Here is a 14,346-nt window from a genome sequence, read left to right as displayed (position 1 = left end):
AGAATCCTCCGTTGACAAACCGACTGTCGGTTTACTACTTTCTAGACCGACAGTCGGTTTCTTGACGTTTCCGGCACCACTCTACGATCACGGAGGCGAACGATGTTCCAGCCCGGGTTCGATGATCACCGCCGTACGGTGAGCACTCCGTCGGGCGAGATCAGCTACGTCCAGATCGGCGCCGGCGCGCCCGCGTTGTTCGTGCACGGCATCGCCACCAACGCCCACATCTGGCAGAATCTGATCCCCCTCCTTGCCGGCACCCGCAGATGCGTCGCCATCGACCTGCCGTTGCACGGGCAGAGCCAGGCCTCAGCGGAGCACCAACTCACTGTCGGGGCGTTCGCCGACACGCTTGCCGAGGTCTGCGCGAGCCTGCGCCTGGATCGCATCGATCTGGTCGGCCACGACACCGGCGGCGCGATCGTCCAGGTGTTCGCCGCCCGCTACCCCGAGCTGATCCACACGCTGACACTGACCGACTGCGAGACGCAGGACAACATCCCTCCGGAGGCGATGGCTGCCACCGTCGACGCGGCTCGCGCCGGTCAACTCGCGGCAACCGCTCCGGCACTTCTCGCCGACCCGGCCGCGGCCCGGGCGTTCTTCGCCTCCAGCTTCGAGAACCCCGACCTGCTGAGCGCAGAGATGGTCGACTCATTTCTCCGGCCCGTCATCGGTACGCCGGCGACGGCCGCGCGCTTCCAGGAATTGATCGCTGCACTGGGACCGGACGACCTGGTCACCGCGGAGCCGGCGTTGCGCACCCTGCAGGCGGCAACGCTGATCGCCTGGGCGACCGACGACGAGTTCTTCGATCTCAAGTGGGCGCACTGGCTCCATCAGCTCCTGCCCGGCGCACGTGAGGTGGTCGAGATCGACGGCGGCAAACTCTTCTTCCCCTTCGAACGCGCCGACGAGCTGGCCTCCCACATCCGCCATCACTGGACAACCGCGGATGCGTGGGTGCCGAAGTACTGAAAACCGGCTGGTCCGGAGGGCGGTCAACGAGGACGCCGAATTGCTGTTCACTTCGGCATCTGGAAGCCGCCGATCTTCTGCTCGAGGAGCTCGGCCAGGCGCAGTGGGGTGTGGTCCTCGAACATCGGACCGATGAGCTGCACGCCGACCGGCAGGCCCTCCGGGGATCGGCCCGCTGGTACGGCGGTGGCGGGCAGGCCGGGCATGGTGGCCAGGCCGGCCCAGACGAGCTGGTCGAAGTACGGGTGCTCGACGCCGTCGATGTCGATCCGCCGTTCCAGCAGGTTGGGGTCGTGGTCGTGCGGGAACGCGGGAGTCGGCGTGATCGGACACACCACGGCATCGAACTCGGCGAACAGCTGCCGCCAGCCGTGCCGGTGGAGCTCGCGGCGGTTGTTCGCCTCCATCCAGTCGCGGTGGCTGAACAGCATGGCGCGCAGCCGCGTCGCGCCGAGGCTCTGGTCGTCAGCGCTCAGTCCGGCGGCGCGGGTCCGCAGCTCCTCGAGGGCGTCGACGGGAAAACGCGCGACGGAGCCCGAGAACAGCAACTGCGCGTAGAGCGTCGCCGCCTCGGTCAGATCGGGCAGCAGCGGACTGCGCCGCTCGACGCGTGCGCCGCCGTCGATCAGCGCATCGGCGACTCGGTTCACGGCGGCCCGTACGGCGGACCCGGTCGGAAGGAGTGGGTGCTCGTCGAGGACCAGCACCCGGAAGTCCCGGAGCCGCTCGTGGCGCGCGGGCCGCAGCGTCAACTCGTGCGCGACGCCGAGTGACAGCGGGTCCGGTCCGGCCATGACGTCGAGCAGGAGCGTGAGGTCGCGGGCGGTGCGTGCCATCGGGCCGACGACGGCGAGGTCGAGGTCGACCGGCAAGGCCGGCTCGGTCGGCGCGACCATGCCGCGGCTCGCCGCCAGTCCGAGGCTCGGCTTGTGTGCGTAGACGCCGCAGAAGTGCGCGGGGGTCCGCAGCGAACCGCCGATGTCGGAGCCGATCGACAGCGCTCCGAATCCCGCCGCCAGGGCCGCCGCTGATCCGCCGGAGGACCCACCCGAGGTGCGGTCGTGATCCCACGGGTTGTTGGTGGTGCCGTAGATCTCGTTGAAGCTCTGGAGGTCTTGCAGCCCCAACGGCACGTTGGTCTTACCGAGCACCACCGCGCCTGCGGCCTTGAGCCGCGACACCTGTACCGCGTCCTCGGCCGGCACATAGTTCGCGTGCTGCGGCATGCCCCAGGTCGTGGGCAGCCCGGCCATGTTGTAGCACTCCTTGACCGTCACCGGAATGCCGAGCAGCGGCCGGTCCTCGCCGTGGGCGCGCGCCACGTCGGCATCGCGCGCGGCCGCCCGTGCATTGTCGAAGTCCGGCACACAGATTGCGTTGATCACCTTGTCGTAGCGCTCGATCCGGTCGATGGCCTCGTCGGTCAGTTCCGCAGAGGTCACCTCACCGGCACGCAACGCAGCGGCAAGTTCTTCGGCTGTCTGAAAGGTCCAATCCATAAATCGGACGCTAGCGACCCCGAGGAGGGGCCACAAAAAAATTCTTCGCGCAATGGCCCAACTGTCACCGCGCCCGATCTCTCAAGCGATTCACACTTGCCCAGAAAGCCTTTGTGTGCCCTCGCTGCTCCTCATTAATACTCCGCGCAAGAATCTCTGCGCCGACGGATGGTCAGAGCTGAGGCTTGCCTGGCTGGTAGAGCCAGGTGTGGAAGAACGTGCCGAGGTCGCGGTGGGTCAGTCGCTCGACGAACCGGATGAAGGTTTGCGTCGAGACATTGCCGTGCCGGTAGGTCGCCGGCCATTGCTTCAGCACCTGGAAGAAGGCGCGGTCGCCGATCTTCAGGCGTAGCGCCTGCAACGTCATCGCACCGCGGTTGTAGACCAGGTCGTCGAAGATGTGATCCCGTCCGGGGTCGGCCACCTTGCCGGTCCAGTCCTCCTCGTCGGCGTACGCCTCCGCGAAGCTCTTTGCCACCGGGGTGCCGTTGAACTTCTCCTGGTAGAGCCATTCCGAGTAACTGGCGAAGCCCTCGTTCAGCCAGATGTCCGACCAGTGCACCGGAGTGAGACTGTCGCCGAACCACTGATGGCCGAGCTCGTGAGCGAGGAGGTCACCGCTGACCTTGCTGCTGCGCTGGTCGTACACCGGTCGGCCCTGTGTCTCCAGGGCGTAATGGACGCCGACGTCGGCAAGGATGCCGCCGGTCGAGCCGAACGGGTAGCGCCCGTACAACGACGACTCCCATCGGACGATCTGCGCCGTGGTCTGGTTGAACACCTTGCCCTGACCTGCCACGGTGTCGATCGACTTGCCGATCGCGGTGATGTCCAGGAGGCCGGCCGTGACGCTGCGGGTGACGTTGTAGTTCCCGATCGCGATCATGGCCAACTCGCTGGCCATCGGCTGGTTCATGCGCCAGCGGAAGGTGGTCCGGCCGTTGTGGCTGGTGCTGGGTCCTGGTTCACCGTTGGCCAGCACGGTGAGTCCGGTCGGCACGGTGATCGTTTGGGTGTAGGTCGCCTTGTCGTCCGTGGTGTCGTTCACCGGGTAGTACGTCGCCGCGCCGATGGGCTGGTTGAGTGCGACCGCGCCGTCCTTGGTGGCGACCCAGCCGGAAAGGCCCAGCGCCGGGTCGTCGATCTTCTGCGGGACACCTGCGTAGGTCACCGAGACGACAAACGTGCTCCCCCGCCACAGCCCGTGCGGCGGAGTGATCACCAGCTCTTGCGCACCGGTGCGGGTGAAGGACGCGGCCCGCCCGTTGACCGAGAGCCTGCTGATCTTCAGCGGGCCCTGGAAATCCAGGTCGAACCGGGAGAGATTCTGGGTGGCTCTGGCGAGGATCGTCGTGGTCGCGTTGATCGCCTTGGTCTTGGGGTCGAACGCCAACCTGATGTCGTAGTGGCTGACGTCGTAGCCGCCGTTGCCCATGTCGGGGAAGTAGGGATCCCCGGCCCCTGATGCGCCGGGAGAGAACACCGACACGTGCCCTGGCGCGGCATCCGCCGTCAGGCTCGGCGCGGCCACCAATCCCAGGGCCAACGCGCAGCTGATCAACAGGTAACCGCGGCGACGACCGATACGTCCCACAATTCCTCCTTGCTTTCCTCAACGACTGGCGAGCAGGTGGTACATCGGGCGCGATCTACAACGATTGCCGAAGGGATCCGCCCCAACCCTACAGTCCACCCGCCGACACAGTGACGTGCAAGTCTGAGTCCCGTCCGCCGGGGGAAAGGACTGGTGTTCTGAGAACGACCGAGGGATCATCAAATCGGGGGGCGAGCGGTTCGTCGGAACGGATCAACTGGGGGGCGTTCCCGCCGTCTCGGCATTGGACGCGATCGATGTGAACACCGCGGACCCGCAAGCGGAAACCCAGCAAAAACAAGCGATTGTTCCGACTTTGCTGTCGGTTGTCGGTTCAGTGGCCGGCGCGCTGGTTGCCAGCACTTTCTCCGAATCGCCGTCGTACAACTGGATCGGCGCGATCCTGGGAGCCGCTCTGCCACCATTGATCGCCGTTGCAGGTCCCTTCTCCCATCTGCGACTCACAGCAGGTTTCCTGGTGATCGGGGTTGCGTTGTTCGTCACCTACAGTGGGTTCGCGGTGCAGGCCAGGGTCACGGGCTCGGCGACGAGCATTCTGCCGGGTCCAGACCCGAAGACGACATCATCGGTCAAGTCGATCGCGCCGACCCCGACGTCAAGTCCGACGGTTCTCGTCACCTGCGAGGGGCAACTCTGCATCAGGGTGACGCCGATTCTCTTGCACTGCTCGAATGACGGATGCGACTCCGACATAACCGTCAAAAGCACCGGCACGAAGGTGCTCCGGGTCACCGGCTTCGAATTCGAAGGAGCTGCAGCCGGACGATTCCATCAGGACAGCAACTGCGTCGACGCCGGGCCCCTGACGAAGAACGAGACCTGCACGATCGCTGTACGCCTCGATCCAGGACCGGCAGGGACCGCCCGTCTTCGGATTCACCAGAACCTGAAGGGGCCTGCCTCGCTCGTGGCGTTGGTAGCCGCCGGCGCCGACCCTCCAAGCGACGGCGGCGACACCCAAGACCTGTCGTTCTCCACGGTTTCGTCGTGCCAGGTCGACCCGGGTGGCGCGTCCAACGGCGGGGACAAGCTGACGATCTCCGTTGCGGTACTGAACAGCAATGATCAGAACCTGGCTCAGTTGGTCCCCTTCAGCTTGACCAGCGATACCGGGCTCAACGGCGGCGGAAACGCCCAGGTGAGCACAGGCTCGGGGTCAGCACCCATGACCGTAGCACTGGGCTCCGCGGACTACAGCCAAGTTCATCACTTCACGTTGACCCTCGATCCGGAGGGCAAAATCCCAGAGACCAACGAGTCCAACAACAGTCTCGAAGTCCGAGTAGATCTGCCCACAAGACCCGACAGCCCCAGCGACGTCCCCTGTACGACGAACTGATCGCGGGCGCGGGGAATGGTGGAGGGCTCGACCGCCTCAGGTGTCGTGGCCGGGTTACTTGTTGGGTGGCGGAGTTTGGCTGGGCGGAGAGCTAGGTAGCGCTGGTCGGGGATGCTGGCGGTCCTGCTTGCTGCACGCAACCCGCTCCAGTACGTCGATGGCCGCTTGGATCTGGTACGGGCCGATCGCGGCGTCCTGGATAGCTGCACCGGCCTTCGGGTTTGCGGAAGGCCGGTGCAGGGGGAACTGGGTTGGGGTCAGATCGGGAGCGGGTCGTAGTTGGCGCCGAAGGGGGCGTCTGGTCTTGCGAATTCGCCCATCAGGGCGCGCCTCAGGGGTGTGGTGCGCTCGAGGAACTCGGGGTCGTTGCTGAGGCGGTCCGCCGGGCGGACCCACGGCGGGCTGTAGACGTAGTGGGTCGTGTAGCGGTCGTAGTCGCCGTCGTGCCGGAAGGTTCGGTGCCAGACGCCGTTGTGGAACACCAGGGCGGACCCGGCCTCGGCGCACACGACGTGGCCGATCGCGATGTCGTCCTTGTTCTTACGGATCGAGTCGGGCAGCGGGACCCGCGAGCGGTGGCTGCCGGGGATCAGTTCCATGTTGCCCATGCCGGGCACGGTCTGGTCGGTGAGCAGGTACGACACTCGGAGCTGAATCAGTGGGACCGGATACCCCAGGTCCTTGAAGTCGAAGGCGGACGAGCCGTCCTGGTGCCAACCGCCGTTCCCGCCGTGTGCCGGTTGCATGGTGTTCCAGCCGGCCTGCAGCACGAATCGGTCGCCGAGCAGGCCCTGGACCTTCGGCAGCACGTCAGGATGATCGATCAACCGCTCCAGCACTGGCTCGCTCTCGTAGGTCCGGCCGATCTGCCCGAACTCGCGGTCGCGGCTCTGGTGCAGACGCTGCGAGACGTCGTACGCCTCGGCGGCCTCGTCCTTGGTCAAGACGTCGGGAATCAGGAAGTAGCCCCACGACTCGAAGATGAAGCGGTCGGTGTCGGTCAGCTGACCTTTGTCGACGACGGGATTGAGCATCACTCAGTCCTCTTCTTTAGTTGGAACGGCTTCTTCTACTACCGGACAGCCTAGAATTGCGGCGCGTGCTGAAGGGCGGCGACGTGAGATGACTCAGAATGTGGAACTGCAGCGCCGGTGTGAGTTGTTGCGGTCGCTGCACCGTCCTGGCACTCCCCTGCTGCTTCCCAACGTCTGGGACGCCGCCACCGCCGGCGCAGTCGTCGCGGCCGGCTTTCCGGTCGTCGCGACCAGCAGCGGCGCGGTGGCCGCCACTCTCGGGTACGAGGATCAGGAGGCGGCGCCGGCCGACGAGATGTTTGCGGCGGCAGCCCGGATCGCGCGGGTTGTCGACGTGCCGGTCACGGTCGACGCGGAGGCCGGGTACGGCATGCAGCCGGCCGAGCTCGTGGATGCGCTGCGGACTGCGGGCGCTGCCGGCTGCAACCTCGAGGACACCGACCACCGAGCTGGAACCATCCGCCCGATCGCCGAGCAGGCCAAGTGGCTCGCAGCGGTTCGCCAGGCCGCGGTTGACGCCGATTACCCACTCGTCGTCAACGCGCGCGTCGATGTCTTCCTCGGGCCGCTCCTCACCGGCGCCGGCCCCGAAACGCTGGCCGCGCTGGTGCCGGAAGGTGTCGAGCGCGGTACGGCGTACCGCGAGGCGGGCGCGGACTGTGTCTACCCGATCGGCCTGTGGGAGTCGGGGGCGGTGCGCGACTATGTCACGCAGGTCGGTGGCCCGGTGAACGTCGTACGAATACCGGCGACGCCGCCCCTGGCCGAGCTGGCCACACTCGGCGTCGCGCGGGTGAGCTGGGGCCCGTTCCTGCATCAGGCTTCGGTCGCGCGCTTCGCGGCCGAGCTCGCCACGCTCCGGGAGTGACGGGCTAGGCCGATTCGAGGCGGCTCAGGGGTACGTCGCCGAGCTCCCGGCGCGAGCTGATCTCGAGCTTGGCGAACACCTTCCGCAGATGCCAGTCCACGGTGTGCCGGCTGATGTACAGCTCGGCTCCGATCTCCGGATTGGACAGTCCGTCGCGCGCGAGCCGGGCGATCTGCGACTCCTGGTTGGTGAGCGGGCTCCGGGTCTGGTCGCCGCGTCTGGCGACCGAGACGCCGGCGGCCAGCAGCTCCCGCCGGGCGCGTTCGGCGTACGCACCGGCTCCGATCCGGCTGAACAGGCCGTGAGCGACCCCGAGCTGATCCCGTGCGTCCTTGCGCCGGCCGACGTGCCGCAGCCACTCGCCGTACAGGAGTCGAGCGCGGCCGAGGTGTACGGCGACGCGAGTCCGCTCGAGTCGCTCGATCGCCTCCCGGTACAGAGGCTCGGCGGCTTCATCGCCGGCGAGCAGCGCCCTTGACCAGGCCTGTACGCCGAGGGCCCACTCCGTCCCCGCCGCCGTCGTTCGTTCCTCCAAGCGGCGCAGTGCAGCGACAGCCTCGTCCCGCGAACCGCTTCGGTGGGCCGCCTCGACCAACTCGACCAGTGCGAACCCGTAGATCCCCGCATCGTCGTACTCGCAGGCACGCCGGGCCGGGGCGAGCGCGGCGGCGTGGCGGCCGAGGGCGTTGTACAGCATCGCGGTCAGATAGGCCTCGCCGCCGATCGCTCGTGCCTCGCCGCGCGCGACCCCGTCGTCGAGCTCGACCCGGAAATTGTCGACGAGCTGCTTCGGCTCGACGTCGCGGAAGGCGGCGAGCAACATCGGCGGGTAGTTCACGGCCGCGCCGCCGGTCGCCGTGGAGATCGCCTCACTCTCCGCCATCAACGCCGACGCGGCCGCGAACTCGCCGGCGTGCACGTGGACGACCGCCCGGTAACCGAGGGCCAAGGGCAACAAGGTGAGCGCGCCGGATTCCCGGCACAACCGGACAGCTCGAGCGGAGATCTCCTGCCACTTCGCGTCGTCCCACAGATCGGCTGCGATCATCCAGGGCAACCAGAACCAGCCCAGGATGTCGTCGTCGCCGGCTCCGGCGTACGCATCCAGCGCCCGCCGCAGCGCCTCGGCCCCGTGCGGAAAACCGTCGATGAACCGAGTCGCCAGGCCGTCGAGCAGGAGGTCGCTCGGCCTCGGCTCCGTCCGCGGCGAGGGCAGGTTCCGGACGGCGGCCGCCACCTCGCGCGATCCGACGGGACCGTGCCGGCGGCCGGCGTAGATGGTGGCGCCGAGAGCCTGAAGGTAGGTGTCGCGCGCCGCGTCGACGTCGTACGGCGCGAGCTCCTCGGCCGCGGCGAGCAACACCGGCGGCGCATCGACGCCCCGATTGATCGCGAACACGATCTGCGCGCGCAGGCCGGCCAGCCGGGCGTGGTCGAAGTCGTCCAACGGGCACGCCGCCGCCACGGCCAGCAAAGCGGTCGCGGCGTCGAGAGCCCCTGCTGCGAACCGCGCCTGGGCGGCGGCCAGAGTACGCCGGCCCCGGCGACGCGCATCCGGTGTCAGCTGAGCGGCTCGCTCCAGGAACGCGGCGACGGCGGCAACGCCGCCACGAGCCCGCGCCCGCCCGGCGGACTGCTCGAGCAGCTCGGCCGTCGCCTCGTCCAGGCCGAACGTCGCATGGCCGCGATGCCAGGCGTGCCGATCGGGTTCGAGTACGGGATCGATCGCCGCGGCCAGCGCGGCGTGCACCGTCAGACGCTCACCTGGCGATGCGGCCCGGTAGATCGCTGAACGTACCAACGGATGCCGGAACCGGACCTGCACGCCGATCTCGATCAAACCTTCGCGCTCCGCGGCCGCCGAGGCGCCGGGGCCGAGCCCGAGCAGTATCGCCGACCGCCGCAACAACCCGACGTCCCCCATCGGCTCGGCTGCTGCCGTCAGCATCAGCCGCCGGCATTCGGCCGGCAGCGACTCGGCCTGTCGCAGGAAGCTCTGCTCGATCTGGGTTGCGAGCGGCGTCGCGTCCGGAAGCTGGTAGCCGCCGGCCAGACCGGCGGGCGTCAGGCTGCGGGGAAGCTCGAGCAGCGCGAGTGGGTTGCCACGCGACTCCGCGATGACACGATCCCGGACCTGCTGGTCCAGACGTCCTGGCCAGGCCCTGTCGAGAAGCGCGCTCGCATCGGCGTACCTGAGTCCGCCGATCGCTAGTCCCGGCAATCCGGCCAGGTCCCGGACCTCGCTCGAGTGGCGCGTTGCGAGCACCACCCCGATCGGCTCGGCGAGCAGTCGGCGGGAGACGAACGAGATCGTCAGCAGCGATGCCTGATCCAGCCACTGGGCGTCGTCGACCACACAGAGCAACGGCTGCCGCTCCGCCGCCTCGGCAAGCAGGGTGAGTACGGCGAGCCCGACCACGAATCGGTCGGCCGGTCCTTGCGTGCTCAGCCCCAAGGCCGCGTCGAGCGCATCGCGCTGGGGCGCGGGCAGCCGGTCCTTCAGCGAGAGCAGCGGCGCACAGAGCTGATGCAGACCGGCATAGGCGAGCTCCGTCTCGTACTCCACCCCGGACGCTCGCACGACCCGGCAACCCGACGCGCGCCGTTGCGCGTACTCCAGCAAGGCGGACTTCCCCATGCCGGCCTCACCGCGGACGACCAGGACCTGGCTCTGACCTGCTCGTACGGCGTCCAGGAGCCGATCCACCGCCCCGCACTCGGCGTGCCGACCCAGTAACCCACGCCGGGGACGTTCGGTCGACATGACAAGGACGCTACAGGGCCCAGCCGCAGCCGATCCAACCCGATAATCACGCTCTCGTCAGCTGGGGCCAAGCGCCGATGTGACCTACGCGATGTCGACCGACAGGGGACGATCGGGGCACCCGCCGGGGCGTGCGGACGTACCGTTGCCGCATGCCGCGGCGGAGCTGGGTGGAGCAGATCATGGGGCTGCCCATCAGTGTGCTCGCTCGGGGGGACGGGGCCGCGTCGACGCGGGCGGAGAACGCGGTGCGGGCGGTCTTCGCGGAGTTGGTCGAGGTCGATCGGGTGTTCTCGCCGTACAAGGTGGACAGCGCGGTGAGTCTGCTGGCGCGGGGCGCGGTGAGTTGGGATCGTGTTGACCCGGTGGTGCGCGAGGTGGCCGAGCGGTGTGTCGCCGCGCGCGAGTTGACCGACGGGCTGTTCGATGCGGAGACGCCGGCCGGGTCGTGGGATCCTTCGGGACTGGTGAAGGGCTGGGCGGTCGAGCGGGCCGGCTCGCGGCTGCGAGAGGTCGTTGACGTGGACTGGTGTCTGAACGCGGGAGGTGACGTGCTCGTGGTGAGTCCGAGCGGGGAGCCGTTCGTGGTCGGCATCCAGGATCCGCGCGATCCGGGCCAGGTGGTTGCGAGCGTGGCGCGCACCGGCGGAGCGGTGGCCACGAGCGGTACCGCGGCCCGCGGCGCGCACCTTTACGATCCGCGGAGCGGCCAGGCGGCGGCGGGCCGTTGGCTGTCGGTGTCGGTCACCGGTTCGTCGCTGGAGTACGCCGACGTGCTCGCGACGGCCGCCTTCGTAGCCGGGGACCACTGGCCGGAGGTTCTGCTGCCGGGGTACGAGGGCCTCGGAATCCTTGCCGATGGCAACCTGTTCGCCACGCCCGGCTGGGGCGCCGGATGACAGCCCGGATCCTGCTGATCGAGGACGACGCCGACCTGGCCCGCCTCCTCCGACGCGTGCTGACCGACGAGGGGTACGCCGTGACATGGGCCGGCGACGGGCACACCGGCCTGCATCTGGCGCTCACCCGCGAGGTGGACGCGATGATCGTGGATCGCGGCCTGCCCGCCGTGGAGGGGCTGGACCTCATCGCGCGGCTGCGGAGCCGTGGGATCGGCACGCCGATACTCGTGCTGTCCGCGCGGAACAGCACCGAGGACCGGGTCGAGGGGCTGGACGCGGGCGCTGAGGACTACCTGACGAAGCCATTCGAGCTCTCCGAGTTGCTGGCCCGGGTCCGCGCGCTGCTGCGCCGCCATCTGGATCGCGCTGTCGAGCTCGCCGTACCGGGCGGTTCGCTGGATCTGGCGACCCGGACCGTACGACGAGCCGGCGGCGGCGCGGTGGAGTTGGTGGAGTTGTCGGAGCGGGAGGCGGCGCTGCTCGGTTTGCTTGCGGCCCGGCCGGGCGTCGTCTTCAGCCGGGCTGACCTGCTCGATCGCGTGTTCGGCGACGCGGAGTCCGAGACGGTCGTCGACACCTACGTGCACTACTGCCGGCGGAAGCTGGGTAAGGACGTGATCAGCACGGTGCGGGGACTCGGGTACCGCTTGGGCAAGTCATGAGCGGCCGGCCGATCGGAGACGAGGTCCTGGTACGGCGCGCCGCGCGCGGAGTCGCAGTACAAGCTGCGGCGCTGGTTGCGGTGGCGATGCTGGTGCTGATCGCCCTGGTAACGATCGTGGTGGTCCGCGGACAGGCTGGTGCGGCCGACGACCTACTTCGCTCCGCTGTCGCCACCGCGGATGATGTCGGTGACCCACCCGAAGGCGCGTGGTTGGTGATGACCGAGCCGTCGGGCACGGCCACGTCGCCCGGCTTGCCCGCTGAGCTCCTACCAGAGTTGGCCGCGCTGCGGGACCGGGCCACCGGACAGGTTCAGCTGGTCACGGTGGAGAACGACGACGGCGAGTACCGCGTCGCCAGCGGTGTGACCAAGGGCAAGCAGGTGCAGGCGGTGCTGAGCCTGGCGACGGCACACAAGGAGCGAGCCCGCCTGCTGCTGGTGATGGGCTTCGCGGCCGTGCTGGGACTACTGCTGGCCGGCTTGCTGGGCGTCTTCATCGGTCGCCGCGCGGTCCGGCCCCTGGTACAGGCATTGACGCTGCAGCGTGCGTTCGTGGCCGACGCGGGGCATGAACTGCGGACACCGTTGACGTTGCTGAGCACCCGGGCGCAGGTGCTTGGGCGGTCGCTGCGACGAAGCGGAGCCAGTGACGAGATTCTGGACGACGCGGACGGTGTCGTCGGCGACACCCGGCGGCTGGCTGAGGTGGTCGACGATCTGCTGGCGGCCGCTGATCCTCGAGGCTCGGACAATCACGAGTCGGTTGACCTGGTCCAGATCGCCCAGGATGTGGCCCACGCTGCGGGAGCCCATGCCGAGCAGGCCGGCGTACGACTGCACTGGACCTCCGATGGTGACTTTGCGCTCGCGTCGGGCTCACCGAGCGCGATCCGGCGCGCGACGATCGCCCTGGTCGACAACGCGGTCGACCACACACCGCGTGGCGGTGAGGTGCGGATCGCCGTACGGCGGCAGCGCGGTGACGTGATCCTCGCGGTCAGTGACACCGGCCCGGGCATCGGCCCGGAGGCGGCCGAACGGGTACTGCGCCGATTCGACTCCGGCGGGCACCGGGCCGGACGCAAGCACTACGGTCTCGGCCTGGCGCTGGCCCACGACGTGGCGAACCGGCTCGGCGGTCAGCTCCGGCTGGCGCCGAGCGAGGTCGGAGCGACGTTCGAGCTCGTCCTGCCCGCGACCAGGGACGACGGTCCAAGGAACGGCTAAGAATCCGCGGTCATCGTCGGAGCATGACGAGCCGCGGTCCAGCACAGGAGGCCAGCAGGCCGCGGACTGCGCACTTCCGACGCCGACCGCGGGCGACTCCGCGGTGGTGGCGCGACGCGGCCGGCGTCCTGTGCTGGGCGAGTGTGCTGGTTGTGATCGCATTGTGGGTGTCCGGGCGAGGCTTGCAGACACTGGCGAGCGGTCCGGCGGATCTGCTCACCTCTCTGGGCAGGTTGTCGGGGCTGGTCGCGGCGGATCTTCTGCTGGTGCAGGTGTTGTTGATGGCTCGGGTGCCGATGATCGAGCGGAGCTACGGCCAGGATGAGCTCGCGCGCCGGCACCGGCTGGTCGGCTTCTGGTCGTTCAACCTTCTGCTGGTGCACATCGTCTTGATCCTGGCCGGGTACACGCTGCGCGATCACAACAATCTGCTGCGTGAGACCTGGACGGTCGTGACGACGTACGGCGGGATGCTGCTGGCCGTCGCGGCGAGCGCTGCGCTGACGCTTGTGGTGGTCACGTCGGTGAAGGTTGCTCGGAAGGCGTTGCGGTACGAGTCCTGGCATCTGCTCCACCTGTACGCGTACATCGGCGTGGGGTTGTCGATCCCGCATGAGATCTGGACCGGCGCGGATTTCACGAGCTCGCGGGTGGCGCGGCTGTACTGGTGGTCGGCGTACGGCGTGGCGCTCGGTGCGATCCTGTTGTTCCGGTTCGCGCTGCCGCTGTGGCGGACGTTGCGGCACGGGCTGACGGTGCGCGAGGTGGTGCACGAGGCACCTGGTGTGGTGACGGTGCTGCTGGGCGGGCGTGGGCTGCACCGGCTGCCAGTCCGGGCTGGGCAGTACTTCGTCTTCCGGTTCCTCGACGGTCCGGGCTGGTCACGCGGCAACCCGTACTCGTTGTCGGCGTCTCCGGCGCCGGACCGGCTTCGGGTGACCGCGAAGGCAGCGGGCGACGGCAGCAGTCGGCTGGCACGGTTGCGGCCCGGTACACGGGTCGCCGTCGAGGGTCCGTACGGCCGGTTGACCGCGGAGCGGCGGGTCACCGACCGGGTGGCGATGTTTGCCTGCGGCATCGGTATCACGCCGCTGCGGGCTTTGCTGGAAGAACTCGGCTACCGGCCGGGGGACGCGATCCTCGTCTACCGCGCGCACAGTCCCGCGGACCTGGTGTTCCGCAACGAGCTGGAACAGCTCGCGGCGCGGCGCGGGATCACCCTGCAGTACGTGCTCGGTGCCCGGCAGCGGAAGCGTGCGTCGTGGCTCCCGGAGAGCGCCAAGGAATGGTCCGACGCGGATGCGATGTGGGATCTCGTCCCCGGGATCGAGCAGTACGACGTCTATGTCTGCGGTCCGGACCAGTGGATGGACGCAGTCTGTGCGGCCGCGCTCGAGCTCAGGCTGCCCGCCGACCAATTGCATCAGGAGCGGTTCTCGTGGTGAAGGGAGTG

11 protein-coding genes are annotated in these 14,346 nt (G+C 68.6%); 7 read left to right on the top strand and 4 right to left on the bottom strand.

Annotated elements, in window-relative coordinates; genetic code table 11:
• Positions 1 to 102 precede the first annotated feature (102 nt).
• Complete coding sequence (locus ACIA58_RS22805; protein ID WP_396405757.1) at positions 103 to 981, top strand: alpha/beta fold hydrolase; 879 nt, start codon at positions 103 to 105, stop codon at positions 979 to 981.
• A gap of 47 nt (positions 982 to 1,028) precedes the next feature.
• Here ACIA58_RS22805 and ACIA58_RS22800 read toward each other — a convergent pair whose 3' ends face one another.
• Both ACIA58_RS22800 and ACIA58_RS22795 read right to left on the bottom strand, forming a co-directional pair.
• Entirely contained in the window at positions 1,029 to 2,480 is a 1,452-nt protein-coding gene (locus tag ACIA58_RS22800; RefSeq protein WP_396405756.1) for an amidase, read from the bottom strand.
• A 172-nt stretch (positions 2,481 to 2,652) separates the two neighbouring features.
• Positions 2,653 to 4,074 carry a M1 family metallopeptidase gene (locus tag ACIA58_RS22795; protein WP_396405755.1) on the bottom strand — a complete coding sequence of 474 codons (1,422 nt, stop codon included), beginning with the start codon at positions 4,072 to 4,074 and terminating at the stop codon, positions 2,653 to 2,655.
• Between the two features lie 244 nt (positions 4,075 to 4,318).
• Here ACIA58_RS22795 and ACIA58_RS22790 point away from each other — a divergent pair, with 244 nt between their 5' ends.
• A complete protein-coding gene (locus ACIA58_RS22790; RefSeq protein ID WP_396405754.1) occupies positions 4,319 to 5,434 on the top strand; it encodes a hypothetical protein in 1,116 nt (371 codons plus the stop codon).
• Positions 5,435 to 5,691: 257 nt separating this feature from the next.
• On the opposite strand, the gene ACIA58_RS22785 is transcribed toward ACIA58_RS22790, so the two are convergent.
• Complete coding sequence (locus ACIA58_RS22785) at positions 5,692 to 6,468, bottom strand: phytanoyl-CoA dioxygenase family protein (protein ID WP_396405753.1); 777 nt, start codon at positions 6,466 to 6,468, stop codon at positions 5,692 to 5,694.
• A gap of 88 nt (positions 6,469 to 6,556) precedes the next feature.
• On the opposite strand from ACIA58_RS22785, the gene ACIA58_RS22780 reads away from it, so the two are divergent.
• Positions 6,557 to 7,336, top strand: coding sequence for an isocitrate lyase/phosphoenolpyruvate mutase family protein (locus ACIA58_RS22780; protein WP_396405752.1), 780 nt, complete (start codon positions 6,557 to 6,559; stop codon positions 7,334 to 7,336).
• A gap of 4 nt (positions 7,337 to 7,340) precedes the next feature.
• Here the strand turns inward: ACIA58_RS22780 and ACIA58_RS22775 are convergent, their stop codons facing one another.
• Entirely contained in the window at positions 7,341 to 10,100 is a 2,760-nt protein-coding gene (locus tag ACIA58_RS22775; protein ID WP_396405751.1) for an AAA family ATPase, read from the bottom strand.
• 152 nt (positions 10,101 to 10,252) lie between these two features.
• Between ACIA58_RS22775 and ACIA58_RS22770 the strand changes: the two genes are divergently transcribed.
• From ACIA58_RS22770 to ACIA58_RS22755, 4 genes are read left to right on the top strand one after another with little or no spacing between them, the layout of a single operon-like run.
• A complete protein-coding gene (locus ACIA58_RS22770) occupies positions 10,253 to 10,999 on the top strand; it encodes an FAD:protein FMN transferase (protein ID WP_396405750.1) in 747 nt (248 codons plus the stop codon).
• Positions 10,996 to 11,664, top strand: coding sequence for a response regulator transcription factor (locus ACIA58_RS22765; RefSeq protein ID WP_396405749.1), 669 nt, complete (start codon positions 10,996 to 10,998; stop codon positions 11,662 to 11,664). The genes ACIA58_RS22770 and ACIA58_RS22765 overlap by 4 nt, the downstream gene beginning before the upstream one ends.
• A complete protein-coding gene (locus ACIA58_RS22760) occupies positions 11,661 to 12,893 on the top strand; it encodes a sensor histidine kinase (protein WP_396405748.1) in 1,233 nt (410 codons plus the stop codon). Before ACIA58_RS22765 ends, ACIA58_RS22760 begins: the two co-directional genes overlap by 4 nt.
• A gap of 23 nt (positions 12,894 to 12,916) precedes the next feature.
• Entirely contained in the window at positions 12,917 to 14,338 is a 1,422-nt protein-coding gene (locus ACIA58_RS22755) for a ferric reductase-like transmembrane domain-containing protein (RefSeq protein ID WP_396405747.1), read from the top strand.
• The last annotated feature ends 8 nt before the right edge of the window (positions 14,339 to 14,346 follow it).

Source organism: Kribbella sp. NPDC051586, from assembly GCF_044453965.1.
GTDB lineage: Bacteria > Actinomycetota > Actinomycetes > Propionibacteriales > Kribbellaceae > Kribbella.
This window is presented reverse-complemented; position numbering and strand designations above follow the sequence as displayed.

Coding starts and splice junctions, on each gene's coding strand:
- ACIA58_RS22805 (WP_396405757.1), top strand. CDS start 103: ATGTTCCAGCCCGGGTTCGATGATCACCGCCGTACGGTGAGCACTCCG.
- ACIA58_RS22800 (WP_396405756.1), bottom strand. CDS start 2,480: ATGGATTGGACCTTTCAGACAGCCGAAGAACTTGCCGCTGCGTTGCGT.
- ACIA58_RS22785 (WP_396405753.1), bottom strand. CDS start 6,468: ATGCTCAATCCCGTCGTCGACAAAGGTCAGCTGACCGACACCGACCGC.
- ACIA58_RS22780 (WP_396405752.1), top strand. CDS start 6,557: ATGACTCAGAATGTGGAACTGCAGCGCCGGTGTGAGTTGTTGCGGTCG.
- ACIA58_RS22775 (WP_396405751.1), bottom strand. CDS start 10,100: ATGTCGACCGAACGTCCCCGGCGTGGGTTACTGGGTCGGCACGCCGAG.
- ACIA58_RS22770 (WP_396405750.1), top strand. CDS start 10,253: ATGCCGCGGCGGAGCTGGGTGGAGCAGATCATGGGGCTGCCCATCAGT.
- ACIA58_RS22765 (WP_396405749.1), top strand. CDS start 10,996: ATGACAGCCCGGATCCTGCTGATCGAGGACGACGCCGACCTGGCCCGC.
- ACIA58_RS22760 (WP_396405748.1), top strand. CDS start 11,661: ATGAGCGGCCGGCCGATCGGAGACGAGGTCCTGGTACGGCGCGCCGCG.
- ACIA58_RS22755 (WP_396405747.1), top strand. CDS start 12,917: ATGACGAGCCGCGGTCCAGCACAGGAGGCCAGCAGGCCGCGGACTGCG.